The sequence below is a fragment of the Amycolatopsis sp. cmx-4-83 genome, from assembly GCF_046548815.1.
Taxonomy (GTDB): domain Bacteria; phylum Actinomycetota; class Actinomycetes; order Mycobacteriales; family Pseudonocardiaceae; genus Amycolatopsis; species Amycolatopsis pretoriensis_A.
Genome location: NZ_JAEBEF010000015.1, coordinates 207,740 through 234,534 on the forward strand (window position 1 = coordinate 207,740; position 26,795 = coordinate 234,534).

Consider the following 26,795-nt stretch of genomic DNA (forward strand, 5'->3'; position numbering starts at 1 on the left):
GACAGAAGGGAGCCGGTCATGGTGAGCGACAGGCGGGATCCGCCGTTCGGTGGTTCGGTGGTGTTCCTGCTGATGAACCTGCCGCTGGGGGTGCTGGCGTTCGCTTTGCTGACGTCGTTCACGGCGGCCGGCCTGGGCACCGCGGTGGTGTGGGTGGGTGTGGGTCTGCTCGCGCTGCTGGTCCTGGCCGTGCGGGGGGCCGCGCGGCTGGAGCGTGCCCGGGTGTACGCGCTGCTGGACCGGTACATCGATCTGCCGTACCTGCCGCTGCCCGCCGAAGGTCAGAAGCTCCGGTGGAAGGCGCGGTTGAAGGACCCGTCGACGTGGCGTGACCTGGCGTACTTCTTCGTCCTCTTCCCGCTCGGGCTGGTCGAGTTCGTGCTGGTGACGGTCTTCTGGTCGACGAGCTTGGCGCTGGCGGGGCTGCCGATCTACTTCCGGTGGCTGCCCGGCGGCGCGTACTACTTCCCGGCGGATGACCTGCGGTGGCTGACCGTGGACTCGACGCTGGAAGCGTTACCGTGGGCGGCGCTGGGGGTGCTGTTCATCGCGTTGTCGGTCGCGCTGACGAAGGCGCTGGCGGGGACGCACGCCCGGCTGGCGAACGCGCTGCTGGGGCCGACCGTGGCGCAGCGCCGCCGGATGGAGCGCTGGTGGGAAGACGCGGAAGAGAAGAACCTGGTGGCGGGATGACCGAGGCAGCACCGGTGGAGCACCCGCGGCCGCACCCGGCTCGCACGATCGTGTACATGATCGTCAGCTTCGTCTTCCGGATCCTGCAGTTCGTGCTGATCGTGACCGGGCTGGCGGTGGGGGTCTCGACGGCCGTGGTGTGGATCGGGTTCCCGATCCTGCTGGCGACGACGAGCTTCATCCGCTGGTCGGGCGACCGCGAGCGGGGCTGGCTGGGCACGATGCTGCGGGTGCCGTTGCCGCCGGCGCAGCGGCGGCCGTACGAAGAGGGGCAGCCGCTGCTGCGCCGCTGGGTGGTGCGGCTGAGCGACCCGACGACGTGGCGTGACCTGGCGTACCTGATGGTCGCGTTCCCGCTGGCGTGCGTGGAGCTGGGGATCGCGCTGGCGTCGATCGTGCTGCTGCCGATGGCGGTCTGGGTGACGCCGTGGCTGGGCTGGCTGCACGGTGAGCTGGGGCTCGCGCTGCTGGGGCCGGACCGCACGAAGCGGCTGGAGCAGAAGGCCGAGCGGCTGCAGGCGTCGCGAGCACGCGGTGTCGACGCGGCCGAAGCCGAGCGCCGGCGCATCGAGCGCGACCTGCACGACGGCGCGCAGCAGCGGCTGGTCGCGGTCGCGATGAGCCTGGGCCGGGCGAAGGCGAAGTTCGACCACGACCCGGAGTCGGTGCGGGAGCTGATCGACGAGGCGCACGCGGACGCCAAGCTCGCGGTGTCCGAGCTGCGCGACCTCGCCCGCGGCATCTACCCGGCCGTCCTCGGCGACCGCGGGCTGGACGCCGCGCTCTCGGCGCAGGCGGCGAAGTCGCCGATCCCGGTGGACGTGCGGGTCGACGTCGAGCCCCGCCCGCCGGCGGCGGTCGAGACGACGGCGTACTTCATCGTCGGCGAGACCCTGACCAACATCGCGAAGCACGCCGGCGCGACCGAAGCGGGCGTGAAGGTGTGGCGGACCGACGACCACGTGGTCGTCGAGATCACCGACAACGGTCACGGCGGCGCCGAGGTGCGCCCCGGCGGCGGTCTGGCCGGCCTCGCCGACCGCGCCGCGACGATCGACGGCGTGATCACGGTCGTCAGCCCGGTGGGCGGGCCGACGGTGATCCGGGCTGACCTCCCCTGCCAGTGGTGAATAGGCTGGGCCCCGTTCATCCACGAGCTTGGGGGCCGGATGCGGGTAGTCATCGCCGAAGACGCCGTCCTGCTGCGGGCGGGGGTCATGCGCCTGCTCGCCGACGAGGGCATCGAGACGGCCGCGGCCGTGGACAACGGCGACGACCTGCTCGGCGCGATCAAGGAACACCGCCCTGACCTGGCGATCGTGGACGTCCGCATGCCCCCGACGTTCACCGACGAGGGCCTGCGCGCGGCACTGGCGGCGCGCAAGGAGATCCCGGGCCTCCCGGTGCTGGTCCTCTCGCAGTACGTCGAGGAGTCGTACGCGGTGGAGCTCCTCTCGGGCGGCGCGGGCGGCGTCGGCTACCTGCTGAAGGAGCGCGTCGCGGACGTCGCGGACTTCCTGGACGCGGTCCGCCGGGTCGCGAACGGCGGCACGGCGATCGACCCGGACGTCATCGCCCAGCTGATGGCCCGCGGCCGCCGCAACCCCCTGGACGCGCTGACGGCCCGCGAGTCGGAGGTACTGGGACTGATGGCCCAGGGCCTGTCGAACACGGCGATCGCGAACTCGCTCGTCGTCTCGCACGGCGCGGTGGAGAAGCACATCGGGAACATCTTCTCGAAGCTCGGCCTCGAGGCGAGCGCGGAGGAACACCGCCGCGTCCGGGCGGTGCTGACGTACCTGGGCCGCTGACCCGGGGTTCTTGTCCGTCAGACGGGGACTGTGCAGGGGGAGCCGTCATGAACACCGCTTCGCGCAACCACGACTGCCGGGCCGGCCAGGAGTTCCGGGACGGGATCGACCTCCCCGGCTGGGAAGAGCAGAGCGTCTGGGGCTGGGACCCGCCGGCCGGCAGCTTCTTCGCCCAGCTGTGGCGCAACGGCAGCACCGGCGACGAGCCCGACATCTGGATCAGTGGCGTGGACACCGTGTTCCGGTGGCCGTCCGGCATCGTGCTCGAAATCGTCGAGCGGACACCGGAATCCCCGGCAACGGTGGTGGCCGCGCTGGGACTGGCCGCCCCGGAACCGCGGCTACGCGACGACGCCGAGGTCCTCGCGCTGCTCCGCTCCGCCGTGGACCGGGAAAAGACCGCCCTCCGCCGCGGCGCGATCCACGCGCTCGGGTGGACGCAGGGCTTCGCGAAAACCACCCCCGTCCTCCGCGGCGAATCGCGCGGCCCCCGGCCGACGGCCGCGGAAGTCGAAGCCGAACACCACCTGGTCACCGGCGCGCTGCACCGGCCGGGCGGCGACCGCGACTTCCTCTCCGGCGTCGACGCCTCCCTCTGGTGGCTGCTCACCCGCGGCTCCGACACGTGGTTCCTCTGACCCGCCACCACCGTGCGGACTTGCCCCCGGAGCCGACGATCAGTGACCAAAAGTCCCGTAGGGTGGACTCACGGTCACCCGTTCCGCGGGCGGCACCCCCAGCACCGCTCACCTACCATGAGCGGACCCGCCGGCGAGAGGAGCGAGCAGATGACCGATGAAGTCCGCTTCTTCGGCGGCCCGCTCGACGGCCGCGTCCAGGAGCTCGGGGACGCCGAGCCCGTTCCCGGCACCGTGATCCGGCACATCCACCTGCACGGCGGCCCGAAGATCGAGACCCGTTACGAGCTCGGGCAGACCGATCACGGCTGGGAATACCGCGTCGCCGCGACGCAGCACGAACCCGAGCCGGACGGGCTGAGGTAGGGAGAACCCCCGTATCCGGCGGGGGTGAACAGGACCCCGAAGACGCCGGTCAGCACCGCTGTCCCGGAACCCCGGACCGGCCAAGCTCAGCAGCATGCAAACGAGCCGGGACCGCTTCCTCGACGTCGTCCGGGCGGGGGCCATCCTCGCCGTCATCGCCCAGCACTGGGTCATGCCGGTGCTCTCCTACTCCGACGGCCGCCTCGCCACCGGGAACGCACTCGCGACGCCGGGGTGGTGGATCGTCACCTGGCTCAGCCAGGTCATGCCGCTCGTCTTCTTCGCCGGCGGCGCGGCGAACCTGATTTCCTTCCGCCGCGCGGAATCCACGCGGACGTGGCTCGCCGCCCGCATCAAGCGGCTGATGGTGCCGGTGCTGCCGTTGATGGCGGTCTGGCTCGTCGTCCCGGACTTCCTGCGCGGCCTCGGTGTCCCGCCGCAACCGCTTCAGGTCGGCAGCGCGATCGCCGCGCAGCTGCTGTGGTTCCTCGCCGTGTACGTGCTCGTCGTGCTGCTGACGCCGCTGATGGTCGCCGCGCACCGGCGCTGGGGCCTGAAGGTTCCGCTCGTCATGGGCGCCGCGGGCATCCTCGTCGACGTCGCGCGCTTCAACGACCTCGGCTACATCGGTTACGCCAACGCGATCTTCGTCTGGGTCGCCGTCCACCAGCTCGGTTTCCACTACGTCGAAGGCCGCCTCGGCACGCTCACCCGCCGCGCCGCCCTCACGCTCTCGGCCGCCGGCTTCGGGATCACCGCGCTGATGGTCGCGTTCGGCCCGTACCCGGCCAGCATGATCGGGATGCCCGGCGCGCCGGTGTCGAACATGAGCCCGCCGACCGTGCTGCTCGCCTTCCTCGCCGTCGGCCAGATCGGCCTGCTGCTCGCCTTCCGCCCGCAGCTCAACGCGCTCGCCGAACGTCCCGGCATCGGCCACGCGCTCAGCTGGCTCGGCGCGCGGTTCATGAGCGTCTACCTCTGGCACATGCCGGCGCTGATCGTGGTGGCCGGTGTGACGGTGTACGGCCTCGGCTACGAAACCCCGGCGCCGGGAACGCTGCTCTGGCTGGTCATGGCGCCCGCGTGGTTCGCCGTGTGCGGAATGGTGCTGCTCGGCCTGCTGCGGCTGTTCGCGCACTTCGAGATGCAGCGCGACACCGGTGAGATCACCGCGAAGCTCCCGCAGCTGGTCGTCGCCGGGCTCCTGGTTTCCGGTGGCCTGCTCGGGCTGGCCGCGCACGGGTTCGCGCCGCTTTCGGACGGCATCGCGCACGGTCCGGTGCCGTGGGTGGTCCTCGCGACGGCCGGGTTCCTCCTGGCGGGCAAGCGGATCCCGGTGACCGCGCTCGGCACCCGCTACCTGGGCCGCGCGGTCGCGGTGAGCGAGCGGGTCGCGCTCAAGCGTTGAGCAGGCGCAGCGGGGTGTCGTGCAGGACCGCCCGCAGGAACGGCTCGCCCAGGCGATCGTCGGCCGCCCAGCCGGCGATCGCCTGCAGCTGCGTCGCGTAGGAGTACGGGATGTTCGGGAAGTCCGTGCCGAGCACGACGCGGTCGGCGAACTCCGCCAGCCGCGCCGTCCAGTCCGGTGGCAGCGGCGACATCGCCTCGGCGAACGGGACGCCCACCATCGTCGTGTCCAGGTGCACCCGCGGGTACTTCGCCAGGAGCTCGAAGGCCGTCCCGAACTCGGGCATCGCCGAGTGAGCGAGCACGGCCGTCAAGTCCGGGTGGCGCGCCAGCACCTCTTCGAAGACCGACAACCCGGTGAAGTCGCCCCGCAACGGTCCGTGTCCACAGTGGACGACCACGGGGACACCGGCGTCGGCGAGCGCGCCCCACACCGGCTTCAGCAGGTCGTCACGCGGGTCGTACGCGCCCACCTGCACGTGCGCCTTGAACACCCGGGCGCCGGCGCGCAGCGCACCGTCCACAGCGGACCCGGCGCCGGGCTCGGGGTAGAACGTCCCGGTCGGCACGGCGTCCGGCACCTGCGCGGCGAACTCGAGCGCCCATGACGTCAGCCACTCCGCCATCCCCGGCTTGTGCGGGTAGACCAGCGGCGCGAACCGCACCACCCCGAGCGACCGCAGCGTCGCCAGACGCTCCTCTTCGGACGTCCGGTAGTGCACCGGCCACTCGGTGCCGTAGTGCGTCGAAGCCCGGTCGAAGTACGCCCAGACCTTGTCCATCACCGGTTTCGGCAGGAAGTGGACGTGCAGGTCGACCAGGCCCGGCAGGCCCAGCGACGCCGTCCACGCGGCGACGTCGGCATCCGAAGCCGGGCCCGCCGTCACTCCGTGAACCGGCCCTTCAACGCGCGGCCCATGGCCTTCCTGATGTCCCGGTCCGCGTCGCGCTTGGCGAGCGTCTGGCGCTTGTCGTAGGCCTTCTTGCCCTGGGCCAGCGCGATCTCGACCTTGACCTTGCCGTCCTTGAAGTACATCGACAGCGGCACCAGGGAAAGCCCGCTCTCCTTGGTCTTGCCGATGAGCTTCTCGATCTCGCGCCGGTGCAGCAGCAGCTTCCGGGTCCGGCGCGGGGTGTGGTTGGTCCACGTGCCCTGCGTGTACTCCGGGATGTGCACGTTGCGCAGCCACACTTCGCCGTCGTCGACCGTCGCGAACGCGTCCGCCAGGGACGCCTTGCCCTCGCGCAGGCTCTTCACCTCGGTACCGACGAGCACGAGACCGCACTCGTAGGTGTCGATGATGGAGTAATCGTGCCGCGCCTTGCGGTTCGACACGATCACCTTCTGGCCACGTTCCTTGGGCATACGACCACTCTACGTGATTCCGGGTAGGACGAGCAGCCGGTTAAACGCTAGTGCCGGACGTACAGGCGCAGCGTGACGTAACCGGTGATGGCGGAGATCACCACGGACACCGCGAGCAGGATCGGCGCCACCGGGAACAGCAGCTCCAGCATCGTGATCTTCGGGAACACGTCACCGGTGAAGACCGAATCGAGGAAGCCGGCCTTCGTGATGATGAGCATGATGATCCCGAGGATCGCACCGACCGCGCCGGCGACCACCGCCTCCAGGAGGAACGGTAGCTGCGTGTACCACCGCGTCGCGCCGACCAGCCGCATGATGCCGACCTCCGTGCGCCGTGTGAACGCCGACACCTGGATCGTGTTCGCGATCAGCAGCAGCGCCGCGATGGCCATGATGAGCGCGGCGCCGAACGCCATGTTCCGGACGCCGTTGAAGGCGTTGAACACGCGGTCGAGGAACTTCTTCTGGTCGTCGACCTTCCGCACGCCCGGCTTGGTCGCGTACTCCTGCACGATCGAGTCGCTGCGGTCCGGGTCCTTCAGCTTCACGTGCAGCGACGCGGGCAGCGACTCGGGGCCGGTGAGCGCGATCAGCTCCGGCTGGCTCTCGAAGATCTTCTTGAACCGGTCGTAGGCCTGGTCCCGGTTCTCGAACACGACCGACTCGACGCCGCTGTTGCTCTGCAGGTCCGACCGCAGCGACTGGCACAGCGCCTGCGCGCAGTTCTTGTCCGTCGTGCTGATGTCGTCGGTGAGGTAGACGGAAACCTCGACGTCGGCGAGGAAGTTGGACTTCATCTTGTCGATCGTGCGCACGGCCAGCAGGCCGCCGCCGAGCATGGCGAGTGACACGGCCGTGGTCAGCATCATCGCGATGGTCATCGTGATGTTCCGGCGCAGGCCGGTGACTACCTCACTGAAGACGAAACTGGCGCGCATGGCGGGTGCAGGTCCTTGGGGTCGGGGTCGGTGCGGGGTGGGCGGGTCTCAGCGACCGATGCCGTAGACGCCTCGGGCGTCGTCGCGGATCACCCGGCCGAGCTGCAGCTCGACGACTCGGCGCCGCATGGAGTCCACGATGGAGTGATCGTGGGTCGCCATCAGGACGGTCGTGCCGGTGCGGTTGATCCGCTCCAGCAGCAGCATGATGTCCTGGCTGGTGTCGGGGTCCAGGTTCCCGGTCGGCTCGTCGGCGAGCAGCACCAGCGGCCGGTTCACGAACGCGCGCGCGATCGCGACGCGCTGCTGCTCACCACCGGAGAGCTCGTTCGGCAGCCGGTCGGCCTTGCCGTCGAGCCCGACGAGCTCGAGCACCTCGGGGACGACCTTCTTGATGGTCGGGCCGGGCTTGCCGATGACCTCGAGGGCGAACGCGACGTTCTCCGCGACGGTCTTGTTGGCCAGCAGACGGAAGTCCTGGAACACGCAGCCGATGGTCTGCCGCAGGCGGGGGACCCGGCGGCGGGCCAGCTTGGCGACGTCGAAGTTGGACACCATCACGCGGCCCTTGCTCGGCGTCTCTTCGCGCAGCAGCAGCCGGAGGAAGGTCGACTTCCCCGATCCCGAAGGACCGATGAGGAAGACGAACTCACCCTTTTCGATGTCGACGGACACCCGCTCGAGCGCGGGCCGCGTCGAGGTCTTGTAGACCTTGGAAACCTCTTCGAGCCGGATCACGGTTCGGCATACTACCCACCGGTCTCGTGAAGCCCCGGTTGCCCGGTCCACCCGGGTGGAGCAGCGGGCGTTCGCGCACGGTGAGCGGTCGCGCGAACACCCCCTGCGCCGATCAGGCGTTGGCGGTCTGCTTGCGCCAGCGGATGCCGGCGTCGAGGAAGCCGTCGATGTCGCCGTCGAGCACCGCGCTCGGGTTGCCGACCTCGAACTCGGTCCGCAGGTCCTTGACCATCTGGTACGGGTGCAGCACGTAGGAGCGCATCTGGTTGCCCCAGCTGGAGCCGCCGTCCTTGAGCGCGTCCATCTGCTTGCGCTCTTCTTCCTTCTTGCGCTGCAGCAGCCGCGACTGGAGGACCTTCATCGCGGCCGCCTTGTTCTGCAGCTGCGACTTCTCGTTCTGGCAGGAGACGACGATGTTCGTCGGGATGTGCGTGATGCGCACCGCGGAGTCGGTCGTGTTCACGCTCTGCCCACCGGGGCCCGACGAGCGGTAGACGTCGACCCGGATGTCCTTCTCCGGGATGTCGACGTGGTCGACCTCCTCGACCTCGGGCAGCACCTCGACGTGCGCGAACGACGTCTGGCGGCGGCCCTGGTTGTCGAACGGCGAGATCCGGACGAGCCGGTGGGTGCCCTGCTCGACCGAGAGGGTGCCGTAGACGTAGGGGGCGCTGACCGTGAACGTCGCCGACTTGATCCCGGCCTCTTCGGCGTAGGAGGTGTCGTAGACGTCGGTCGGGTAGCCGTGGCGCTCCGCCCAGCGCAGGTACATGCGGAGCAGCATCTCGGCGAAGTCGGCCGCGTCGACGCCGCCGGCTTCGGCACGGATGGTGACGACGGCGTTGCGGTCGTCGTACTCGCCGGAGAGCAGCGTGCGGACCTCGAGGCCGTCGATGGACTTGCCGAGGTCGGCGAGCTCGGTCTCGGCCTCGCCCATGCTGCCGGCGTCGCCTTCGGCCTCGGCGAGCTCGTACAGCACGCCCAGGTCGTCGAGCCGCTGGCGCAGTTCGGAGACCCGGCGCAGCTCGCCCTGCCGGTGGGACAGCTGGCTGGTGACCTTCTGGGCCGCCTCCGGGTCGTCCCAGAGGGTCGGGCTCGAGGCCTGCTGTTCCAGGTCGGCCACCTGGGCACGCAGCGCATCCAGGTCCATCACCGACTCGATTTGCGTCAGTTTGCCGGTCAGGTCCTTCAGTGCCGCGTCGAACTCATCACTCACGTTTGTCAAGGTTACGGCAAAACCCACGACCGGTTGCGAGGACCGGTCGTGGGCGCGCGAACCTCAGGCCGCGGGGATGGCGTCGAGCAGCTTCAGCGCGGCCTTGGCCTGAGCCTGGGCGAACTCGGCGACGGCCTTTTCGTACGGCCCGTCGGCCGCCTTGGTGGCCGCCTTCGCGTCGTCGAGCTGCTGGCCGTAGCTGGTCCGGGCCGACTCCAGCAGCGACTGGCGCTGCTTCGCGGTCAGCGACCCCGCGTGCACGAGCCGCAGGATCAGCGGGCTGCGCAGGTGGTCGGGACCGGCCTCGGACGTCAGCCAGGCCTTGAAGGCCTTCTTGCCGGCGGCGGTGATCAGGTACTGCTGGCTGGAGCGCGGGCCCTGCTTGCCGAGCCGGACGAGACCTTCCTTGGACAGCGCCGGGAGCTCCCGGTACACCTGGCTGCGGGTGACGCTGAAGAAGGCGCCGAATCGCTCACCAGCTCCCGCGACGAGCTGCCCGCCGGTGGCGGGACCGTCGTGGAGCAGACCGAGCAGGGCGGCGGCTGTTGCATTCAATTCGGACACGTCCCCTACATTCCCACTTATCGGCCCCTGTGTCCACAGTGGTCAGCGGAGCTGTCCATTGTGGCTAGTGAGATCCCCTCGTTCGGCCCAATGCGACCAGGTCCACTGTGGACCGCGGACACGCAGCGCAACCATGGCCGCGGTTCTTTGGTCCAACCAGCCGCACGCGAACGGCCGCGGAACGGCCAGGCAGGTGAGTCCGGCAGTCGGTTTTCCCCGGCTTGGCCGAGAGCGGACACGCACCGCAACCACCCCGCCGCGAGCGCCGCATCGCGGAATCCGCGGTTTTCCGAGCGTTTCGCGGGAAAGTCGCAGCGGAAGTTGTGCGGATATGACAAAAGAGGCGCGTTCCCGGATTTCCGAGAACGCGCCTCTTCGTGGTAGCGGGGACAGGATTTGAACCTGCGACCTCTGGGTTATGAGCCCAGCGAGCTACCGAGCTGCTCCACCCCGCGCCGTTGTGGTACTTGAATAGATTACACGGGGTCGCCAACGGCTTTGCACCGGGGTCCACCAAGCGGCTGACCAGGCGTTACTCCACTCCGAGCCACTGGCGTGCTCCACTCAGGACCATGGCGAGCCCGTCCTCGAACCGCGAATCGACGTCGGCCAGCAGGTCCCCGGCCTCTTCGCTGCGGTAGCGCTCGTCCAGTTCGCCGGGCTTCGGGTAGACGGCCTGCTCTTCGATGGTGAACCCGACGACGTAGCTGTACACGGTGAACAGCGCCTGAGCGGCCCGGCGCTCGTCCAGCCCGGCCTCGATGCTGCGGCGCAGCGGACTGGGCGGGACCGATCCGGTGTCCCCGAGGTAGGTACCGGCGAAAACCTTCCCGCCGTCGCGGTAGGACAGCATCATCCGCCGCAGCGCCCGGGCGCTGTGCGCGACGGCGTCCCACTCCCCCAGCCCCGCCGGTGGCAGGCGGTCCTCGGCGGAATCGCGGTACATCTGCGTCGCCATCTCGTCGAGCAGCTCCTGCTTGTTCTTCAGGTGCCAGTAGAGCGCCGGCGCCTTGACGCCGAGATCGGCCGCGATCAGCCGCAGGGTGAGGCCGTTGAGGCCGGCCTCGTTGAGCAGCTTCAGCCCCGAGCGTGCGATGTCCTGCCTGGTCAGGGCCATGTTTCCGGGTCTCCTCGCGGTGCCTGCTTGACAATTTAACGATGTTAAGGGCATCCTCGGGTCAGGTCAATTTAACGTTGTTAAGGAGCTGGGGATGGACGAGCTGACCGCGGACGTGGTCGTCGCCGGGGCGGGCCCGACCGGGCTGATGCTGGCGAACGAACTGGCACTGGTCGGAGTGGACGTCGTCGTGCTGGAACGGCTGGCCGGGCGCACCGGGCTGTCGAAGGCGCTGAACCTGCAGCCGCGCACGGCGGAGGTGCTGGACCTGCGCGGCCTGCTGGGCCGGGCGGAGCAGCGCTCGTTCACGACCGTGCCGGAAGGCCACTTCGCGATGATCCCGGTCAGCTACGCGGGCTGGGACACGCGGCACCCGTACCAGCTGGGCATCCCGCAGGCGCAGGTCGAAGCGGCGCTGGAGGAGCGCCTGGCCGAGCAGGGCGTGAAGGTGCTCCGCGGGCACGAGCTGACCGGCTTCGCCCAGGACGAGGGCGGCGTGACGGTCACGGCGGGCGACGTCCGGGTCCGCGCGGCGTACCTGGTGGGCTGCGACGGCGGCCGCAGCGCGGTGCGGAAGGCGCTGAACCTGCCGTTCGAAGGGTTCGAAGGCCGCGGGCACGGCGTCTCGGCGGACGTCCTGTTCCGGTCGGCGCCGCCGGGCGCGCCGACGGAGTGGCGGTCGATGCGGGACCTGGTGCGCTCGGCGGCGTCGCCGGGATCGTTCGTCGGCCTGATCCCGCTGGCCGAGCCGAACCTGTACCGCCTGAGCTACGGCGACCGGCTCAACCGCCCGGCGGATCTGCGGGCGAAGGTGACCGACGACGAGGTGCGCGAGGTGGTCCGCGGCCGGTTCGGCGACGACGTGGAGATCGCCGAAATCCGCTGGGCGTCCCGGTTTTCCGACGACGCGCGCGTGGCGGGCCGCTATCGGGTGGACCGGGTCTTCCTCGCCGGCGACGCGGCCCACACCCACTTCCCGGCCGGCGGCCAAGGTCTGAACCTCGGCGTCCAGGACGCGGTGAACCTGGGCTGGAAGCTGGCGGCGGAGCTGAAGGGCCGCGCCCCGGCGGACCTGCTGGACACCTACGAAGCCGAACGCCGTCCGGTGGCGGAAGCGGTGCTCGCGAACGTCGCGGCCCAGACCGCGTTGATCCCCGCGACGCCGGAGCAGGGCGCGCTGCGGCTCCTCTTCCAGGACCTGACGGCGATCCCGGCGGTCCAGCACCGGCTGTCCGGAATGGTCTCGGGCCTGGACATCCGCTACCCGTCGCGAGAACCCCACCCGGCGGCGGGATCACGCCTCCCGGACTTTCCCCACGGCGACGGCCACGTGAGCGACCTGTTCCACAAAGGAAAGTTCGTCCTGCTGAGCACGACGCCCGTGGCGCCACCGCATCCGGACGTGGTCGTGGCCCGGGTGGCCGCGCTCCCCTGGCCCGACCTGACGAGCGTGCTGGTCCGCCCGGACGGTTACGTCGCGACGACAACGGATTCGGTGGGCGCCTGGCTCGTCTGAAGAAACTCGCCTGATAGAAAAAAGAAGAGGCGTGGCCATCGGCCACGCCTCTTCTTTTTGTAGCGGGGACAGGATTTGAACCTGCGACCTCTGGGTTATGAGCCCAGCGAGCTACCGAGCTGCTCCACCCCGCGTCGTGAGACCTACCCTACGCCACCCTTTCCCGGGGGTGCAAAGCAGGTGCCACTTAGGTAACTGACGTCACCCTCCAGGCTGCGTGGTGGACGGCGGAGCGCTGCTGGACGGCGCCGCCGGCTTCGCTGCCTCGTACGCCCTCGCGGCCGCATCGAGCGCCGCGAGCGCAGCACCCTGGTCGGCGAAGTTGCCCGACTGCTGCGCCGCCTTCAGCTTCGCGATGGCCGCCTGGATGTCCGTGACCGCCTTGTCGAGCGCCGCGTTCCCGCCGCCGGCGTTGGGCGGGTTCGTCGGAGTCGTGGCCGGCGTGGTGGGCGGTGTCGTCGTCGGCTGCCCCGCCTGCGGTGGCGTGGTCGTGGCTTCGCCGGTGCCGGCCCCGAAGACCTGGTCGAGCGCTTCCTGCAGCGTCGCCCCGTAACCCACCTTCGGCCCGTACGAAACGAGGACGCGGGCCAGCTGGGGATAGCTGTTCTGGTTGCGCTGGCGGATGTAGACGGGTTCGACGTAGAGGAAGCCGTCCGCGACCGGGAGCGTGATCAGGTTGCCGTAGATCGGGATGACGTTGGGGTTGTTGAACAACGTCCGGTCCTGCGCCACCCGTGGATCGCTCTGGAACCGGTTCTGCACCTGCACGGGACCGTCGACCTGGCTCGCCCCGGTCGCCGCGCTCGGTAGTTGCAGGACGCGGATCTTCCCGTAGTCGTTCGCGTCGGACGACACCGACATCCACGACGCCAGGTACTGCCGCTGCAGACCGGTGAGCGAGCTCGTCAGCTGGAACGTCGGCTTGTTCTGGCCCGGGGTGTCGGCGAGGACGTAGTAACCGGGCTGGTTCGCCGCGCCCGCCGCGGCCGGGTTGGAGCCGCCTTCGGCCGTCGGGTCCTGCGGGACGCTCCAGAACGCCTGCTGCGAGTAGAACTCCTGCGGGTTGCTGACGTGGTAGCGGGACAGCAGTTCGCGCTGGATCTTGAAGAGGTCCTCGGGGTAGCGGAAGTGCGAGCGCAGGTCCGGCGAGATCTCGGAGCTGGGCTTCACGAGGCCGGGGAAGACCTTCTCCCAGGCGTTGAGGACCGGTTCCTTGTCGTCGATCGAGTACAGCGTCACCGTGCCGTTGAAGGCGTCCACGGTCGCCTTGACGGAGTTGCGGATGTAGTTGATCGAGCTGTTGGCCTGGCGCGCGACGCCGTTGAGGGAGTCGTTCGTGGCCGCGCCCAGCTGCGTCTGCTGGGCGTACGGGAAGTTGTTGAGCGTGGTGTAGCCGTCGATGATCCACTGGATCTTGCCGTCGACGACGGCCGGGTACGGGTCGCCGTCGAGGGTCAGCCACGGCGCGACCTTGCTGACGCGGTCGCGCGGGTCGCGGTTGTACATGATCTTGGAGTTGTCGCCGATGGCGTCGGAGAACAGGATGTTCCGTTCGCCGTATTCGGCGGCGAAGGCGAGGCGGTTGAACCAGTTGTCGACCGAGACGCCGCCGGTGCCCTTGTAGGTGTAGCGGTCGGTGGCGGTGTCGTACTCGCCGGGCGCGTTGCCCGTGGTGCCGCCGACGATGGCGTAGTCGGACTCCGCGGCGGACAGCTCGCCGTAGTAGATGCGGGGTTCCTTGACCTCGATGCCGGGCTGGCCCGCCCCGGGCGAACCGGCGCCCCCTGGGTTCTGCGTGTCGCTGGTGGTGGCGATCGGGTAGCCGCCGTCGGAGTTGGCGTCCTTGACCGCGCGGTCGATGGTGTTGGCCGGCGCGGCGACGAACCCGTTGCCGTGGGTGTAGACGAGGTGCTTGTTGATCCAGCTCGTCTGGTTGCCGGTCAGGCCCTCGGTCTTGATCTCCTTGGCCGCGACGATGTAGTCCTGCGTCACGCCGCCGACGGTGTAGCGGTCGATGTCGAGCTTCGCCGGGAAGCCGTAGAAGTTCTCGCGGCCGACGCGCTGGGTGAAGGTGTCGGAAAGGATGTTCGGGTCGAGCAGCCGGATGTTCGACATCGTCCCGCTGTCGGACTTCAGCTGGTCCGGTGTGGCCGACGACGCGCCGTTGTACTGCTGGTACTGGACGTCGGTGAGGCCGTACGCGCGGCGGGTGGCGTCCATGTTGCGCTGGATGGACGTCGCTTCCTTCTCGTTCGCGTTCGGCTTCACCGAGAACTGGTCGAGGATCGCGGGCCACGCGACGCCGACGAGGATGCTGGACAGGATGAGCAGCACCAGCGCGATCGCCGGGAGCTGCAAGTTGCGCAGGAACGCGCCGGCGAAGAACGCGACCGCGCAGATCACCGAAATGCACAGCAGGATCAGCTTCGCGGGCAGGACCGCGTTCAGGTCGGTGTAGGTGGCACCGATGAACAGCGGAGCGCCGCGGTCGGACAGCAGCAGGTTGTAGCGGTCGAAGAAGTACTCGGCCGCCTTCAGCAGCACGAAGAGGCCGACGGTGATGGCGAGCTGCGCGCGGGTCGGGCCGGCCAGCTGGCCGCCCTTGCCGGCGAGCCGGATGCCGCCGAAGACGTAGTGCGAGATCAGCGCGCCGAAGAAGGAGATGACGACGGCGATGAACAGCCAGCCGAGCAGCCAGTTGTAGAACGGCAGGTCGAAGGCGTAGAAGCCGACGTCGTTGCCGAACTCGGGGTCGGTCTGGCCGAACGAGGTGCCGTTGAGGAACAGCTGCACGACCTGCCAGTCGCCCTGCGCGGACAGACCGGCGATCAACCCCGTCAGCACCGGGATGCCGATCCCGAAGAGCCGGATCCGGGCGACGATCGCCGAGCGGTAGCGCGCCAGCGGGTCGTCCGCGCCGGAGATCGGGACGAACACCGGGCGGGTCCGGTAGGCGATCATCAGGCTGATCGCGAGCGCTCCGCCGACGAACACGCCGACGGCGAAGAACAGGATGACCCGGGTCACCACCTGGGTGGTGAACACCGATCGCGCACCGACTTCGCCGAACCACAGCCAATCGACGTACGTGTCGAGGAGGCGGGCCCCGAGCAACAGCGCCAGCACGATCACCGCGGCGATGATGAGGAGGATCCGGCTCCGCCGGGACAGCTTCGGCAGGCTCACCGGGGGCCGAGTCGCCACGGCACACGCTCCTGTCTTCGTCAACACTTGAACAGGGGCGCGTGCGCCCCCTGATTCCCTAACTCTACGGATGCCCCGTGAAGTTCCCGGGACCCGCCCAAACCGGACTCGCGAAGATCGCGCGCCGGCCGGCCTGACACCATGTGCGCATGGCAGCAGACGAAGCGCGACAGGCCGGTGTGGCCGCGCTCGCTCGTGAGATCGAGGAGTTCATGGCCGCGGGTGGCTGGGACCAGCCGCCGCAGCTGTTCGCGCTGGTGCCGACGGCGGCGCTGCTGGACGAGCAGCCGGAGCTGGCCGGGCAGCTGGACCGGGCGAACCCGCTGACGCCGGTGGCGCAGGAAGCGCTGCCCGACGGCGACCTCGCCGAGGCGCTGGGCCGGATCGCGTGGCCCGATCTGGTGATCGGCTGCGCGCTGGCGCAGGAGATCATCGTGCTGCCGCCGGGCTCGGAGTCCGAGCTGCCCGACGTCGCCGAGGCGGACGCGGAGAGCCTGCGCCGCGCGGCCGCCGACCACCCGCAGCGCACGGAGGCCCGCCTGGTGGCCGCGGTCCTGCGCGACGGCGAAGGCGCCTGCGCGATGCGGCTGCGCGGGGTCGGCACCGAGGAGCCGGTCGACGAGATCGTCGAGAGCCCGGACCTGGCGCCGAACCTGCTCGAAGCGCTCAAGGCGACGCTGCTCCCCTAGCAGGCGGCCGTCGGACGGCCCGCCTTCAGGTTGCCCAGCTGGGTGAGCGCGTCGTCCAGTGTGGACACCTTGATGAGGTTGAGCCCGGCCGGCGCGTTGGTCTTCGCCTCGGCGCAGTTGTGCTCGGGCACCAGGAAGTCGGTCGCGCCGGCCTCGCGCGCGCCGACGACCTTGAACGAGATCCCCCCGATCGGGTCGACCTCACCGGTCTCGGTGATCTCGCCGGTGCCGGCGATGTGCCGCCCGCCGGCCAGGTCGCCGGGCTGCAGCCGGTCGATGATCGCGAGCGTGAACATCAGGCCGGCCGACGGGCCGCCGACGTCCTGCAGGGAGATGTTGACGGTGAAGGGCGCGTCGGCCCGGTCGACCGCGGTGAGGCCGATGAAGCCCTCCTTGCGGTCCGGGCGCGCGGCGAGCGTGAGCGGCACGGTCCGTTCGGGCTGGCCGTCGGACTGGAAGGTGATCTGCACGGTCTGGCCGGGCAGCGTGCCGGCCAGCGCGTTCCGGACGTCGGCGGCCTCGACGATCTTCTTGCCGTTGACGGTGATCAGCTTGTCGCCGGGCGAGAGCACGTGGTCGGCGGGGCTGCCGGAGACGATCTGCTTCGCCAGCACCTTGACCGGGTAGCCGAGCTTGCGCAGCGCCGCGACCTGGGCGTTCGTCTGCGAGTCCTGCAGCTGCTGGATGTTCTCCTGCTTGACCTGCTCGTTGGTCTCGCCGGGCTTGAAGTACTCCTCGCGCGGCGCGAGCGCGTACCGGCCGCTGGCCCAGAAACCGAGGCCCTGGAAGAGGGTGACGCCGTCGTGCAGCGAGACGGTCGTCATCCGCAGCTCGCCGGTCGTCTGGAAGGTGTCGAGACCGGTGACCTGGATGACCGGGTTGCCCGCGGCGTCGCGACCCAGCGTGTCGTAGGTCGGGCCCGGGCTGATCGCGACGAACGGCACGGGCACGACCGAGCCGAGCACCACGAAGATCAGGAACAGCGAGCCGCTGACCACGAGTGTCCAGCCGCGGCGGGTCATCCGCCGGGCCTCGCCGGCCGGTTCCGCCGCCGGTTCCGGCGCGCTCTTCGCGGGGGCGGTCTCCTCGGAGGACTTGGTCACGACCGACAGCGTACGGTGACCGCGTTCGCTTCTCGGTGAAGGCCACGCCACGGGTCCGGTTCACGCCCTCGACCGCCGCCGACCCGCGTACGGTGGACACATGAGCAAACCCCCGTTCGGCTTCGGACCGTCCGATCCCGACAAACGAGGTGAGAACGACCCCTCGGAGCCTTCGGGCGCCGAGGCCTTCAACCAGCTCGGGCAGATGCTGAGCCAGCTGGGCCAGATGCTCAGCCAGGCCGGTACTTCCAGCGGGCCGGTGAACTACGACCTCGCCAAGCAGATCGCCCTCCAGACCCTCGGCAGCGCCGGCAACACCGGCCAAAGCCGCCTCGGCTTCAGCGGCGGCGACGACGCGAACGCCGCGGTCCGCGACGCCGCCCACCTCGCCGAGCTCTGGCTCGACGCGGCAACGGTCTTCCCGGCCGGCGCGACGTCGACGGTCGCCTGGTCTCCCCGCACCTGGGTGGAGAAGACGCTCCCGACGTGGCAGCGCCTCTGCGACCCGGTGGCCCAGCAGATTTCGGGCGCGTGGATGCAGGCGTTGCCCGAGGAGGCCAAGCAGGCCGCCGGCCCCCTGTTGCAGATGATGGGCCAGATGGGCGGCATGGCCTTCGGCTCCCAGCTCGGCAACGCGCTGGCCCAGCTGGCCTCGGAGATGCTGACGGCTTCCGAGATCGGCCTCCCGCTGGCCCCCGCCGGAACATCGGCCCTGCTGCCGGCGAACATCGAGAAGTTCGCCGACGGCCTGGAGCTGCCGAACAGCGAGATCCTGGTGTTCCTGGCCGCCCGCGAGGCCGCCCACCAGCGCCTGTTCACGCACGTCCCGTGGCTGCGCCAGCGCCTGCTCGCGACGGTCGAGGAGTTCGCCCACGGCATCACGGTCGACACGTCGGCCCTGGAGTCCCTGGCCGGCCGCATCGACCCGTCGAACCCGGCGAGCATCGAAGAGGCCATGTCTTCGGGCCTCCTGGAGCCCCAGACGACGGACGAGCAGAAGGCGGCCCTCCGACGCCTGGAGACGCTGCTGGCCTTGGTCGAAGGCTGGGTGGACGTGGTGGTGGCCGAAGCGGTCGGCGACCGCCTCCCGGGCGCGGACGCCCTGCGCGAGACCCTCCGCCGCCGCCGCGCAACCGGCGGCCCGGCCGAGCAGACGTTCGCGACCCTGGTCGGCCTGGAGCTCCGCCCCCGCCGCATGAGGGACGCATCCAACCTGTGGAGCCTGGTGGGCGACCGCCACGGCGCCGAGAAGCGCGACGGCCTCTGGTCCCACCCGGACCTGATGCCGACAGCGGAGGACCTGGACGAGCCGATCGACTTCGCGGACCGAGTGGGCGAGAGCGGCTCACTGGACGACCTGGACCCGATGGCGGAGCTGGAGCGCACGGAGCGGGAGGAGCGGGAGAAGAAGAACCCGTCACCCAAGCCTGACTCCGCGGCCGCTTCAGACTCCGACACTGCCGCCGGCTCCGGCTCCGACAAGGCCCCGGACACCGACCCCGACTCCGACAAGGGCGGCCAATCCTCCTGAGCCGACCCCGGCGAGGCTGACCGGCCCTCCAGAGTTAAGCCCGCGTGGCCGACCGGCCCTCCCGAGCTAAGCCCGCGTGGCCGACCGGCCCTCCCGAGCTAAGCCCGCGTGGCCAGCCAGTCCTCCCGAGCTAAGCCCATGAGGCCGGCCAGCCCTCCCGAGCCGGAAGTCCGACCGGGGCGCGATCGCCCTAGAGCTGTGGTCCAGAGGGCCGGTGACCTGCGCAGAGGGTCACCGGCCCTCTGCGTTCACCACCGTCGCCAGCCGGTTCAGCGGGGCAACGCCCCGCCACCCAGCACCGCCAGGCGCCCCCGGGCCCCGCCCGCACCTCCCGTGCGCCCAGCCGGCACCACCGGCCGGCCCGGGCCGCCCAAGCTCCGCAGCCACCAGCCGACTCGGCCACTCAAGGCCCGCAGCCACCCGCCCGGCCCTCACCGTCACCAACCACCCCACTCACCCCTCCCAGCGCCCCGAAACCAACCGGGGCAACCCGCGAACCCGCAGGTCACCCCGGCCACCTCACCGCTCAATCCTCGAGGGAAATCCCCCACCCGGCGGCCGCCGACAACCCCTCCAGGTACCCGATCGCCCGCTCGGTCTTCGGGTACCGCTGCACCAACGCCCAGAACGCCGCGTCGTGCCCGGGTTCACGCAGGTGCGCCAGCTCGTGCACCAGCACGTAGTCGAGCACCCACGGCGGCACCTTCCGCAGCCGGTCGCTGACCCGGATGGTCGCGTCGACCGGTGTGCAGGACGCCCACCTCGTGCGCATCGGCGGCACCCAGCGGACGCTCGCCGGCCTCGCGTCACCGCCCAGGTACTTGCCCGACAGCAGCGCGCAACGCGCGAGCAGAGCTTCGTCCGACGTCTTCGGGGACGCCGGCCGACGTGGTTCCGAGCGCTGCAGTTTGCGCTCCATCTCGGCGACCCAGTGTTTCTCCTCCGCCCTGGTCATCCGCGCGGGGATGAGCACGACGAGCGTGTCGTCCTTCCAATACGCGGTGACCGTCCGGTGCCGGCGCTGGCTGCGCCGCACTTCGACCTTGTGTCCCGGTGTGTCCGACGAGGGGTTCGCGTCCCCTCGGCCTCTCAGTGAAGGCATGCGTGCTTCGACCACTCGACAACGGTAAGGCCAGGCACCGACAACTCCGAGAGACTTGCGGTCACAGACCCGAGTTGTCCACAGCCCTCTCCACTTGTGGACAACTCGGCCGATCCGGCGCCTTCCCGAGCTTTCCGGTCGGTCCGGGGTGCCATCCTGCGGACATGCTCCTCACCACCGCGGACATGCCCCCGGTCCTCCTGCCCACCCATCCCGCCCTGCTCCCGGGCCTGACCGTGCTCGAACGAGGCCCGCGCGAGATCCAGATCGGGCTCGACCCGCGCCACGGCGTGATCGTCGAAAACCTGGCACCGGAGCTCACCGCACGAATACGCGCGCTCGACGGCAGCAAGCCCGTCGAGCGGCTCCTGCTCGCCGAGAGCGAACACCGTGACCAGCTGCGCACACTGCTGCGGCAGCTGACCGCGCTCGGCCTGGTCACCGACGCCGGCCGCCCCGAAGGCCCGGGGCTGCGCGGCGAAACCGGCCTCTGGTCGCTGCGGGCCCGGCATCACCAGCTCGCGCTGGCGGAGCGGCGGCGCGCCGCGGCGGTCACGGTGCACGGCAACGGCCGGGTGGCGGTCGCGGTGGCCGTCCTGCTGGCCAACGCCGGGGTCGGGCACGTCGAGCTCCAGCAGTCCGGCGCGGTCACCGAGCACGACCTGGGGTCGGGCTTCACCACCGCGGACCTGGGCCGGACCAGGCGGCAGGCGCTCGCCGACCTGCTCCGCCGGGTCGACCCCGAGGTCCGCGTCACGCGCCTGCACGACCGGTACCCGGACCTGACCCTGCTCACCGACGCCGTCGTCCCCGCGCCGGAGGCCGTCGCCGAGCTGATGGAGGACGGCGTCCCGCACCTGCCGGCGCGCGTCCGCGACGGCACCGGCATCGTCGGGCCGCTGGTCGTGCCGGGCCGCAGCTCGTGCCTGCGCTGTGCCGACCTGCACCGGACGGACCTCGACCCGTGCTGGCCCCGCGTCGCCGGGCAGCTCGTCGGCCGGCACCAGCGGCCCGACCTCGGCGCGGTCCACGCGTGCGCGTCGCTGGCCGTCGCCCAGGCCATGCGGCTGCTCTCCCCCGCCGCGCCGGCGCCGCCGGTGTGGAACGCGACGCTCGAGATCGACGCCTTCGACGGCCGCATCCGCCACCGCGGCTGGCCACCCCACCCGAGCTGCGGTTGCGGCGCGCGACCCCCTACGACAGGAGACGTAGGCCACTAAGACCGCGCGAGCAGGCTGCGCACTCCCGTGCACGCAAGGCAGAATCGCGGGGGTGACCGACTTCCGCGACCCGGGCGACCGCGACACCGCGATGCCGCGCAAGGGTGCCGCCCGCACCGCCAAGCTCGCCAGTCTCCCGCTCGGCATCGCCGGCCGGGCGGTCGGCGGGTGGGGCAAGAGGCTCGCGGGCCAGAGCGCGGAACAGGTGAACGCGACGCTTTCGGCCAAGGCCGCCGAGCAGCTGTTCGAGGTGCTCGGCACGCTCAAGGGCGGGGCGATGAAGTTCGGCCAGGCGCTGAGCGTGTTCGAGGCGGCGGTGCCGGACGACATGGCGAAGCCCTACCGCGAGGCCCTGACGAAGCTGCAGGCCGCCGCGCCGCCGATGCCCGTCCGGCAGACCCACCGGGTGCTCGCCGAGCAGCTGGGCCGCACCTGGACCAGCCGGTTCGCGTCGTTCGACGACGAGCCGGCGGCGGCCGCGAGCATCGGCCAGGTCCACCGCGCGGTCTGGCACGACGGCCGCGAGGTCGCCGTCAAGGTGCAGTACCCGGGCGCCGACGAAGCGCTGCGCAGCGACCTGCGGCAGCTGCAGCGGTTCAGCCGGCTGTTCCAGGCGTTCGTGCCCGGCACCGAGGTCAAGCCGCTGCTGGCCGAGCTCGCCGAGCGGATGAACGAGGAGCTCGACTACCAGGCCGAGGCGCAGCACCAGCGCGCCTTCGCGAAGGCGTTCGACGGCGATCCCGGCATCCTGGTGCCCCGGGTGGTGGCGAGCGCGCCGAAGGTCGTCGTGACGGAGTGGGCCACCGGCACCCCGCTGTCCAAGGTGATCGCGGACGGCGACCGCGAGACCCGCAACCTGGCGGGCCGGCTGCTGGCGGAGTTCCACTACTCCTCGCCCGAGCGCGTCCACCTGCTGCACTCCGACCCGCACCCCGGCAACTTCATGATCACGGCCGACGGCAGGCTGTGCGTCATCGACTTCGGCGGCGTCGCCCGGCTGCCCGAGGGCATCCCCCGCCACCTGGGCGAGATGACGAGGCTGGCCCTCGACGGCGAGTCCGCGGACCTGATGCGCCTGCTGCGGGAGAACCGCTTCATCCGGCCGGACAGCGACCTGACCGCGGACGAGGTGCTCGCGTACCTCGCGCCGTTCACCGAGCCGCTGGCCGAGCCGACTTTCCACTTCACCCGCCGGTGGATGCAGAAGCAGGCCTGGCGGGTGGGCGACAGCCGCGGCAACGACTTCCGGGTCGGCCGTTCGCTGAACCTGCCACCCGAGTACCTGATGATCCACCGGGTGACGGCGGGTTCGACGGGCATCCTCTGCCAGCTCGACGCGGAGATCCCGGCACGCGGCATCGTGGAGCGCTGGCAGCCGGGTTTCGCCGGCTGAGTTGTCCACAGGCGGGGCCGCGAAGGGGTGGTTGCCGCCGAGTTGTCCACAGGCGGCGGGGAGGCTGTTCCACCCGGTTGGCGGAGCCGTCATGCTCGATGCATGGCTGCTACTCAGTGCACCGACCCACTGTCCCTCAGTAACCCCGGCACGTGCGAGGTGATGAACCTCGAACAGTTGCGAAGGGCCGGGGTGTCCGACCGAAGAACCAGGCGGCTCTGCGGCCCCGGCGGGCCGTGGCGCCGCCTGCACCCCGGCGTCGTCCTGCTGCGCAACACGGCTCCGACGCGGCAGCAGCTGCTGCACGCCGCGCTGGTGCGGTACGGGCCGCAGGTGGTGATCACCGGCGCGGACGCGCTGCAGGCCCACGGCGTGAAGTGCCCGCCGTCGGAGGAGATCCGGCTGCTGGTGCCGGATCATTGCCGGGTGGTGGCGTGCGAAGGCGTCCGCGCGGCCCGCACGGCCCGGCTGCCGTCCCCGGTCCAGGTCGACGGCCTGCCGTTCGCCCCGCCGGCCAGGGCCGCCCTCGACTTGGCGCGAGCGGAGCCGGATCCGGCGCGGATCCGCCACCTGCTGACGCTGCCGCTCTACTGGGGTCTGTGCGACCGCCAGGAGCTGGTGCAGGAGCTCGACACGGGCCCCCAACGCGGCACGTCGGCGGTTCGGCGGGTGCTGCGTGACCTGGACGAGGGCCCGATCCAGGCGCACGGCCTCGCCACCCGAGTCCTGGAGACGGCTCGCCTCCCACCGCCGAACTGGGACATGACGATCTGCGACCGCCGAGGCCGCCGCATCGGCCAGGCCGACGCATGGTGGGACGAGCAAGGCCTCGCCTGGCAGTACCGCTGCGGCCCCGGCCCCTCCGGCGGCTTCAGCCACCTGGCCCTGGCAGCGACCGGCATCGTCCTGGTCCGCTGCACGGTCCGCCAGCTGCGCCAGGTCCCCCACGAGGTGGCCCAGGAACTGGCCCGGGCGTACGGCGACGCGTCCCGCACACCTCGCCCCCGGGTCCGCGCCATCCCGATGTCCACCTCGGGCGACGCGGCCTGACACCCCCGGCCCCACCGAACCCGACCACCCCACAGGAGGCCAGATCGAGCACGAACACTTCCCGGCCGCGCTCGGCCCCCATGCGGCTCTCGACCACCGAGTCTGCCCGCACCCGCCAAGCCGGCCTGCGCCCACTCAGCCACCGGCCGACGGCCCGCTTCACCCGGGCGACTCGCGCCCCACTGAGCCTGCTCGCACCCGCAAGCCCGCCAAGCCGGCCCGGCGCCCACCCAGCCGCCGCCCGCCGGCCCGCTCCACCCGACGACTCGCGCCCCGCTGAACCTGCCCACTCGCCAAACCAGCCGAGCCGGCCCGGCGCCACCTCGCGGCCGGCCGACAGCCCAATCCACCCGAGCCCAATCCACCCGAGCGACTCGCGTCCCACGGACCCTGCGCACGCCCGCAAGCCCGCCAAGCCGCCCCGGCCGCCGGCCGGCAACCCGCTCCACCCGGGCGACTCGCGCCCCACCGAGCCCCGCGCCCGCCAACCCACCGAAGGCCCGAGCACCGACCACCGAAACCAGGCGCGACCCGACTCGTGCCCGGGCCGACCGACTCCTCAGGAGGCTGAATCGATCACCAATACTCGTCGGGCAGCTTGCCCTCGATGTCGCGCACGTGCTGCCGAGCGCAGTCCGGGCACAGCCACCGCAGCGCGCCGCGCTCGCGCGTCGAGACCCATGCGAGTGCCGTAGCCGGATCGTCGTCCGAGCGACGGCGACCGCAGCGGGTGCACGTCGGCGATTCCAGGGCGCTCACCGCGACCGTCCACAGTGGATTGCCTTGGCGCCGAACAGGAAAAGGTCGTCCCGGTGGCCGAGGAAGTCCGGGCTCCGCGGGTCGGTCAGCGCGGCGACGGCCTCGCGATCGTCGGCCGCAAGCCACTCCCCGACCGACTCGGCGAGCCACCCGACGCGCTGCAGCACGTACTCGCGCAGCCGGTCCGAACCCGGCGCCGGGTGGTCGATGAGCGCGCCGAACGACTCGACGTCCTCGAGTCCGGCTTCGCGAAGCGCGCGGGTCCAGCCGTAGGGCATGGCGACACTGCCGTCGGTCTCGGTCCGCATCCGGGCGAACCACTCGCCCCGTGCGGCGAGCAGCCGTTGCTCCAGTCCGGGCCGGCCGACGCCGAGCTCCCAGGGCAGGCATCGCAGGTCGAGGCCGCCTTCGGCGATGGCGAGCACCCCGCCCGGCCGGAGCAGACCGGCCAGCGTGCGGAGCGCGGCCTGCTGGTCGCCGACGTGGTGCACGACGCCGGCGGCCCACACGAGATCGGCGGCGGGCACCTGCCCGGCCAGGCCGGGATCGGCGAGGTCCGCACGCCGGGCGACGACGTCGACGGCGCCACCGGCTGCCTCGGTGACCGCCCGCTGGGCCTCGGCCAGCAGTTCCGGCGTCGCGTCGACGAGCACGACGGCGCCCCCGCCCGCGCGGGCGAGCTCGCGCGCGAAGAGCACGCTCATGCCGCCGGCCCCGGAGCCGACGTCGACGACGGTCGGCCGCGCACCGACCGCGGAGAGCAGTCGCCGGGCGACGGGCGCGAGTGCTTCCGCGTCGAGTGCGTCGGCCATGCGCAACTGGGCCAGGCGGTCGGCCCAGTCGATGTCGTGGTGGGTGTGTCCGGACATCAGCCCATTGAACACCAGCGTTCTCGCCGGGGAGCCGGACGAAGCGCGCGCGAAGGCCCCCGCCACCCGAAGGCGGCAGGGGCCCTGCGCTCAGTTCTGGTCCTGGTACCGCTCCGCGCGTCGGGCCGCCCATCGGGCTACTCGGCTCCACCGGCGGACGGCGCGTGCGCCACCTCGGGCCCGCTGCGCGCGGACCCCCTCTTCGAGATCCCGTATTCGGGCCCTCGACAGTTCTTCGTACAGCAACATCTCGCTGATCTCCTCGATCTCGGTCTTCGTCAACTGCAGCGGTTCACCGCTGGTGTGTGCTTCGTAATCCCTGGTCGTGACCGGTTCGACGCTCATGCGGCGGCGCTCCGGTGATCACCGCGGGCCTTGGCCGCGGCGGGCTCGACGGTGGCGTTCTTGCGCGGACGGCCACGGGGCCGCTTGCGCGCGATCACGACGCCGCGCTCGAAGATCTCGCCACCCCAGACGCCCCACGGCTCACGCCGGGCCAGCGCGCCGGCCAGGCAGGCCTCGCGCACCGGGCAGTCGGCGCACTGGGTCTTCGCGCGCTCGAGCTCGGCCGGGGACTCCGCGAACCAGAGGTCCGCGTCGCCCGAACGGCAGGGCAGCGCCACGTCGGGGACGGCGATCGGGTCGAGCAGGTCGGCGAATATTGCCTCACCGGAGGTGTAGGCGACGGCCGATGACATGGTGGTTCCTCCTTGAGTCGTACGGGATTGCGAGTGGGTGCTTGAGCTGGGCAACGCTGTTCCTCTTGGGGTTGTGCAGCCAAAAACACGAAGGCCGCGGATCCGGGTTTTCCGGTTCCGCGGCCTTCGTGAGCCTCGTGTCCTGACTAGGTCAGGAACTTCGCTCCCGTATCGACAACGGAACACGGAACTGCTTGACGGTCGGCAGATCAGCCTGCGGGTACGCGGCGAGAACGCCCTGCGTCCCGAAGACGACGACACCGGTGGCCCAACGCCGCTCGACACGGCGCATGCCACGGATCCCGTGCGCGCTCACGGACACACCGGTGCCCGGGCGCTGAGCAGCCGCAACTTCCGCGGCGCAGGACAGACGGGTGCCCGGGTTCGTGAGCGTCAGGTTGATGGTCATTTCACCGGCACCTCCTTCTGTACTCTGCACACGCGGCCGCCGAGCGGCGCTGTCAACGTGGATCCCCAGCCGAGCCCTTCGGGCTCGGTACTGGCAGGTTATTGCTCCCCACCTCACCGAGGCAACTCAATTAACGGGAAAATCCTCGAAGATACGAAGATCGCCCCTGAGCAGCGGGTTCGCCGCGTCGATCATGGCTCGGACGCGGTCAACACCGCATCGGCGCGGGCCCACCGCCCGAGGCGCGCAGGTCGGCCGCAGGAGCCGCGCACATCCCGCCGCGAAGCCACTACCGAGGGACGCGCCCGCCGCGCGAACGACACCGGACAAGCCGCGCGGCCGCACGAACGGCACCCGCACGCCGCGCACACGACACCGGACACCCCCGCAGCCCC

General features: G+C 70.9%; 27 protein-coding genes and 2 tRNA genes. 12 read left to right on the forward strand and 17 right to left on the reverse strand.

Annotation, left to right across the window (positions count from 1 at the left end):
• Positions 1 to 18: 18 nt before the first annotated feature.
• The 6 genes from ACLJQM_RS39535 to ACLJQM_RS39560 all read left to right on the forward strand — a co-directional run bounded on the left by ACLJQM_RS39535 (position 19) and on the right by ACLJQM_RS39560 (position 4,916).
• Positions 19 to 693 (forward strand): sensor domain-containing protein, encoded by a 675-nt coding sequence (locus ACLJQM_RS39535; RefSeq protein WP_410635452.1) that lies wholly within the window; start codon positions 19 to 21, stop codon positions 691 to 693.
• Complete coding sequence (locus ACLJQM_RS39540) at positions 690 to 1,823, forward strand: sensor histidine kinase (RefSeq protein ID WP_360779180.1); 1,134 nt, start codon at positions 690 to 692, stop codon at positions 1,821 to 1,823. Before ACLJQM_RS39535 ends, ACLJQM_RS39540 begins: the two co-directional genes overlap by 4 nt.
• A gap of 39 nt (positions 1,824 to 1,862) precedes the next feature.
• Positions 1,863 to 2,504 carry a response regulator transcription factor gene (locus tag ACLJQM_RS39545; protein ID WP_247014358.1) on the forward strand — a complete coding sequence of 214 codons (642 nt, stop codon included), beginning with the start codon at positions 1,863 to 1,865 and terminating at the stop codon, positions 2,502 to 2,504.
• A gap of 47 nt (positions 2,505 to 2,551) precedes the next feature.
• Positions 2,552 to 3,142, forward strand: a complete 591-nt coding sequence (locus ACLJQM_RS39550) for a hypothetical protein (RefSeq protein ID WP_410635454.1) — start codon at positions 2,552 to 2,554, stop codon at positions 3,140 to 3,142.
• Between the two features lie 150 nt (positions 3,143 to 3,292).
• A complete protein-coding gene (locus tag ACLJQM_RS39555) occupies positions 3,293 to 3,508 on the forward strand; it encodes a hypothetical protein (RefSeq protein ID WP_247014360.1) in 216 nt (71 codons plus the stop codon).
• A gap of 94 nt (positions 3,509 to 3,602) precedes the next feature.
• Positions 3,603 to 4,916 (forward strand): acyltransferase family protein, encoded by a 1,314-nt coding sequence (locus ACLJQM_RS39560; RefSeq protein WP_247014361.1) that lies wholly within the window; start codon positions 3,603 to 3,605, stop codon positions 4,914 to 4,916.
• Here the strand turns inward: ACLJQM_RS39560 and ACLJQM_RS39565 are convergent.
• From ACLJQM_RS39565 to ACLJQM_RS39600, 8 genes are all read right to left on the reverse strand, one after another.
• The gene (locus tag ACLJQM_RS39565) at positions 4,906 to 5,802 is read right to left on the reverse strand and encodes an amidohydrolase family protein (protein WP_360779189.1); all 897 of its coding nucleotides are present in this window, start codon (positions 5,800 to 5,802) and stop codon (positions 4,906 to 4,908) included. The genes ACLJQM_RS39560 and ACLJQM_RS39565 overlap by 11 nt on opposite strands.
• Positions 5,799 to 6,281, reverse strand: coding sequence for an SsrA-binding protein SmpB (gene smpB, locus ACLJQM_RS39570; protein WP_247014363.1), 483 nt, complete (start codon positions 6,279 to 6,281; stop codon positions 5,799 to 5,801). Before smpB ends, ACLJQM_RS39565 begins: the two co-directional genes overlap by 4 nt.
• 47 nt (positions 6,282 to 6,328) lie before the next feature.
• On the reverse strand, positions 6,329 to 7,222 hold the full coding sequence (gene ftsX, locus ACLJQM_RS39575) for a permease-like cell division protein FtsX (protein WP_247014364.1): 894 nt from the start codon (positions 7,220 to 7,222) through the stop codon (positions 6,329 to 6,331).
• Positions 7,223 to 7,270: 48 nt separating this feature from the next.
• Positions 7,271 to 7,960, reverse strand: a complete 690-nt coding sequence (ftsE, locus tag ACLJQM_RS39580; protein ID WP_003082104.1) for a cell division ATP-binding protein FtsE — start codon at positions 7,958 to 7,960, stop codon at positions 7,271 to 7,273.
• Positions 7,961 to 8,072: 112 nt separating this feature from the next.
• Positions 8,073 to 9,176, reverse strand: coding sequence for a peptide chain release factor 2 (gene prfB / locus ACLJQM_RS39585; RefSeq protein ID WP_247014365.1), 1,104 nt, complete (start codon positions 9,174 to 9,176; stop codon positions 8,073 to 8,075).
• Positions 9,177 to 9,239: 63 nt separating this feature from the next.
• A complete protein-coding gene (locus tag ACLJQM_RS39590) occupies positions 9,240 to 9,740 on the reverse strand; it encodes a PadR family transcriptional regulator (protein WP_247014366.1) in 501 nt (166 codons plus the stop codon).
• Between the two features lie 378 nt (positions 9,741 to 10,118).
• Positions 10,119 to 10,195 (reverse strand) — tRNA-Met (locus ACLJQM_RS39595).
• A 77-nt stretch (positions 10,196 to 10,272) separates the two neighbouring features.
• Entirely contained in the window at positions 10,273 to 10,857 is a 585-nt protein-coding gene (locus ACLJQM_RS39600; protein WP_410635457.1) for a TetR/AcrR family transcriptional regulator C-terminal domain-containing protein, read from the reverse strand.
• Between the two features lie 94 nt (positions 10,858 to 10,951).
• Between ACLJQM_RS39600 and ACLJQM_RS39605 the strand changes: the two genes are divergently transcribed.
• Positions 10,952 to 12,373 carry an FAD-dependent monooxygenase gene (locus ACLJQM_RS39605; RefSeq protein WP_410635458.1) on the forward strand — a complete coding sequence of 474 codons (1,422 nt, stop codon included), beginning with the start codon at positions 10,952 to 10,954 and terminating at the stop codon, positions 12,371 to 12,373.
• Between the two features lie 60 nt (positions 12,374 to 12,433).
• Here the strand turns inward: ACLJQM_RS39605 and ACLJQM_RS39610 are convergent.
• Positions 12,434 to 12,507, reverse strand: a tRNA-Met gene (locus ACLJQM_RS39610).
• Positions 12,508 to 12,574: 67 nt separating this feature from the next.
• Entirely contained in the window at positions 12,575 to 15,577 is a 3,003-nt protein-coding gene (locus tag ACLJQM_RS39615) for a UPF0182 family protein (protein ID WP_410635459.1), read from the reverse strand.
• A 149-nt stretch (positions 15,578 to 15,726) separates the two neighbouring features.
• Here ACLJQM_RS39615 and ACLJQM_RS39620 point away from each other — a divergent pair, with 149 nt between their 5' ends.
• Positions 15,727 to 16,266, forward strand: coding sequence for a PPA1309 family protein (locus ACLJQM_RS39620; RefSeq protein WP_360779205.1), 540 nt, complete (start codon positions 15,727 to 15,729; stop codon positions 16,264 to 16,266).
• Here ACLJQM_RS39620 and ACLJQM_RS39625 read toward each other — a convergent pair.
• Positions 16,263 to 17,288, reverse strand: coding sequence for a PDZ domain-containing protein (locus tag ACLJQM_RS39625; protein WP_410635473.1), 1,026 nt, complete (start codon positions 17,286 to 17,288; stop codon positions 16,263 to 16,265). The genes ACLJQM_RS39620 and ACLJQM_RS39625 overlap by 4 nt on opposite strands.
• Positions 17,289 to 17,469: 181 nt before the next feature.
• Between ACLJQM_RS39625 and ACLJQM_RS39630 the strand changes: the two genes are divergently transcribed.
• Entirely contained in the window at positions 17,470 to 18,900 is a 1,431-nt protein-coding gene (locus ACLJQM_RS39630) for a zinc-dependent metalloprotease (RefSeq protein ID WP_410635460.1), read from the forward strand.
• Between the two features lie 526 nt (positions 18,901 to 19,426).
• Here ACLJQM_RS39630 and ACLJQM_RS39635 read toward each other — a convergent pair.
• Positions 19,427 to 19,936 carry a M48 family metallopeptidase gene (locus ACLJQM_RS39635; RefSeq protein WP_247025317.1) on the reverse strand — a complete coding sequence of 170 codons (510 nt, stop codon included), beginning with the start codon at positions 19,934 to 19,936 and terminating at the stop codon, positions 19,427 to 19,429.
• Positions 19,937 to 20,166: 230 nt separating this feature from the next.
• On the opposite strand from ACLJQM_RS39635, the gene ACLJQM_RS39640 reads away from it, so the two are divergent.
• The 3 genes from ACLJQM_RS39640 (at position 20,167) to ACLJQM_RS39650 (ending at position 23,665) form a co-directional block, all read left to right on the forward strand.
• Positions 20,167 to 21,222, forward strand: a complete 1,056-nt coding sequence (locus ACLJQM_RS39640; protein WP_360779212.1) for a ThiF family adenylyltransferase — start codon at positions 20,167 to 20,169, stop codon at positions 21,220 to 21,222.
• 52 nt (positions 21,223 to 21,274) lie between these two features.
• Positions 21,275 to 22,615 carry an ABC1 kinase family protein gene (locus tag ACLJQM_RS39645; protein WP_360779215.1) on the forward strand — a complete coding sequence of 447 codons (1,341 nt, stop codon included), beginning with the start codon at positions 21,275 to 21,277 and terminating at the stop codon, positions 22,613 to 22,615.
• 162 nt (positions 22,616 to 22,777) lie between these two features.
• On the forward strand, positions 22,778 to 23,665 hold the full coding sequence (locus ACLJQM_RS39650; RefSeq protein ID WP_410635462.1) for a hypothetical protein: 888 nt from the start codon (positions 22,778 to 22,780) through the stop codon (positions 23,663 to 23,665).
• A gap of 576 nt (positions 23,666 to 24,241) precedes the next feature.
• Here the strand turns inward: ACLJQM_RS39650 and ACLJQM_RS39655 are convergent.
• The 5 genes from ACLJQM_RS39655 to ACLJQM_RS39675 all read right to left on the reverse strand — a co-directional run bounded on the left by ACLJQM_RS39655 (position 24,242) and on the right by ACLJQM_RS39675 (position 26,400).
• Positions 24,242 to 24,424 (reverse strand): hypothetical protein, encoded by a 183-nt coding sequence (locus ACLJQM_RS39655; protein WP_410635464.1) that lies wholly within the window; start codon positions 24,422 to 24,424, stop codon positions 24,242 to 24,244.
• The gene (locus tag ACLJQM_RS39660) at positions 24,421 to 25,293 is read right to left on the reverse strand and encodes a class I SAM-dependent methyltransferase (RefSeq protein WP_410635465.1); all 873 of its coding nucleotides are present in this window, start codon (positions 25,291 to 25,293) and stop codon (positions 24,421 to 24,423) included. The genes ACLJQM_RS39655 and ACLJQM_RS39660 overlap by 4 nt, the downstream gene beginning before the upstream one ends.
• A gap of 90 nt (positions 25,294 to 25,383) precedes the next feature.
• The gene (locus ACLJQM_RS39665) at positions 25,384 to 25,638 is read right to left on the reverse strand and encodes a hypothetical protein (protein ID WP_247014376.1); all 255 of its coding nucleotides are present in this window, start codon (positions 25,636 to 25,638) and stop codon (positions 25,384 to 25,386) included.
• Positions 25,635 to 25,991, reverse strand: a complete 357-nt coding sequence (locus ACLJQM_RS39670) for a WhiB family transcriptional regulator (protein ID WP_360779225.1) — start codon at positions 25,989 to 25,991, stop codon at positions 25,635 to 25,637. Before ACLJQM_RS39670 ends, ACLJQM_RS39665 begins: the two co-directional genes overlap by 4 nt.
• A 151-nt stretch (positions 25,992 to 26,142) precedes the next feature.
• On the reverse strand, positions 26,143 to 26,400 hold the full coding sequence (locus ACLJQM_RS39675; protein WP_247014378.1) for a hypothetical protein: 258 nt from the start codon (positions 26,398 to 26,400) through the stop codon (positions 26,143 to 26,145).
• Positions 26,401 to 26,795 lie beyond the last annotated feature (395 nt).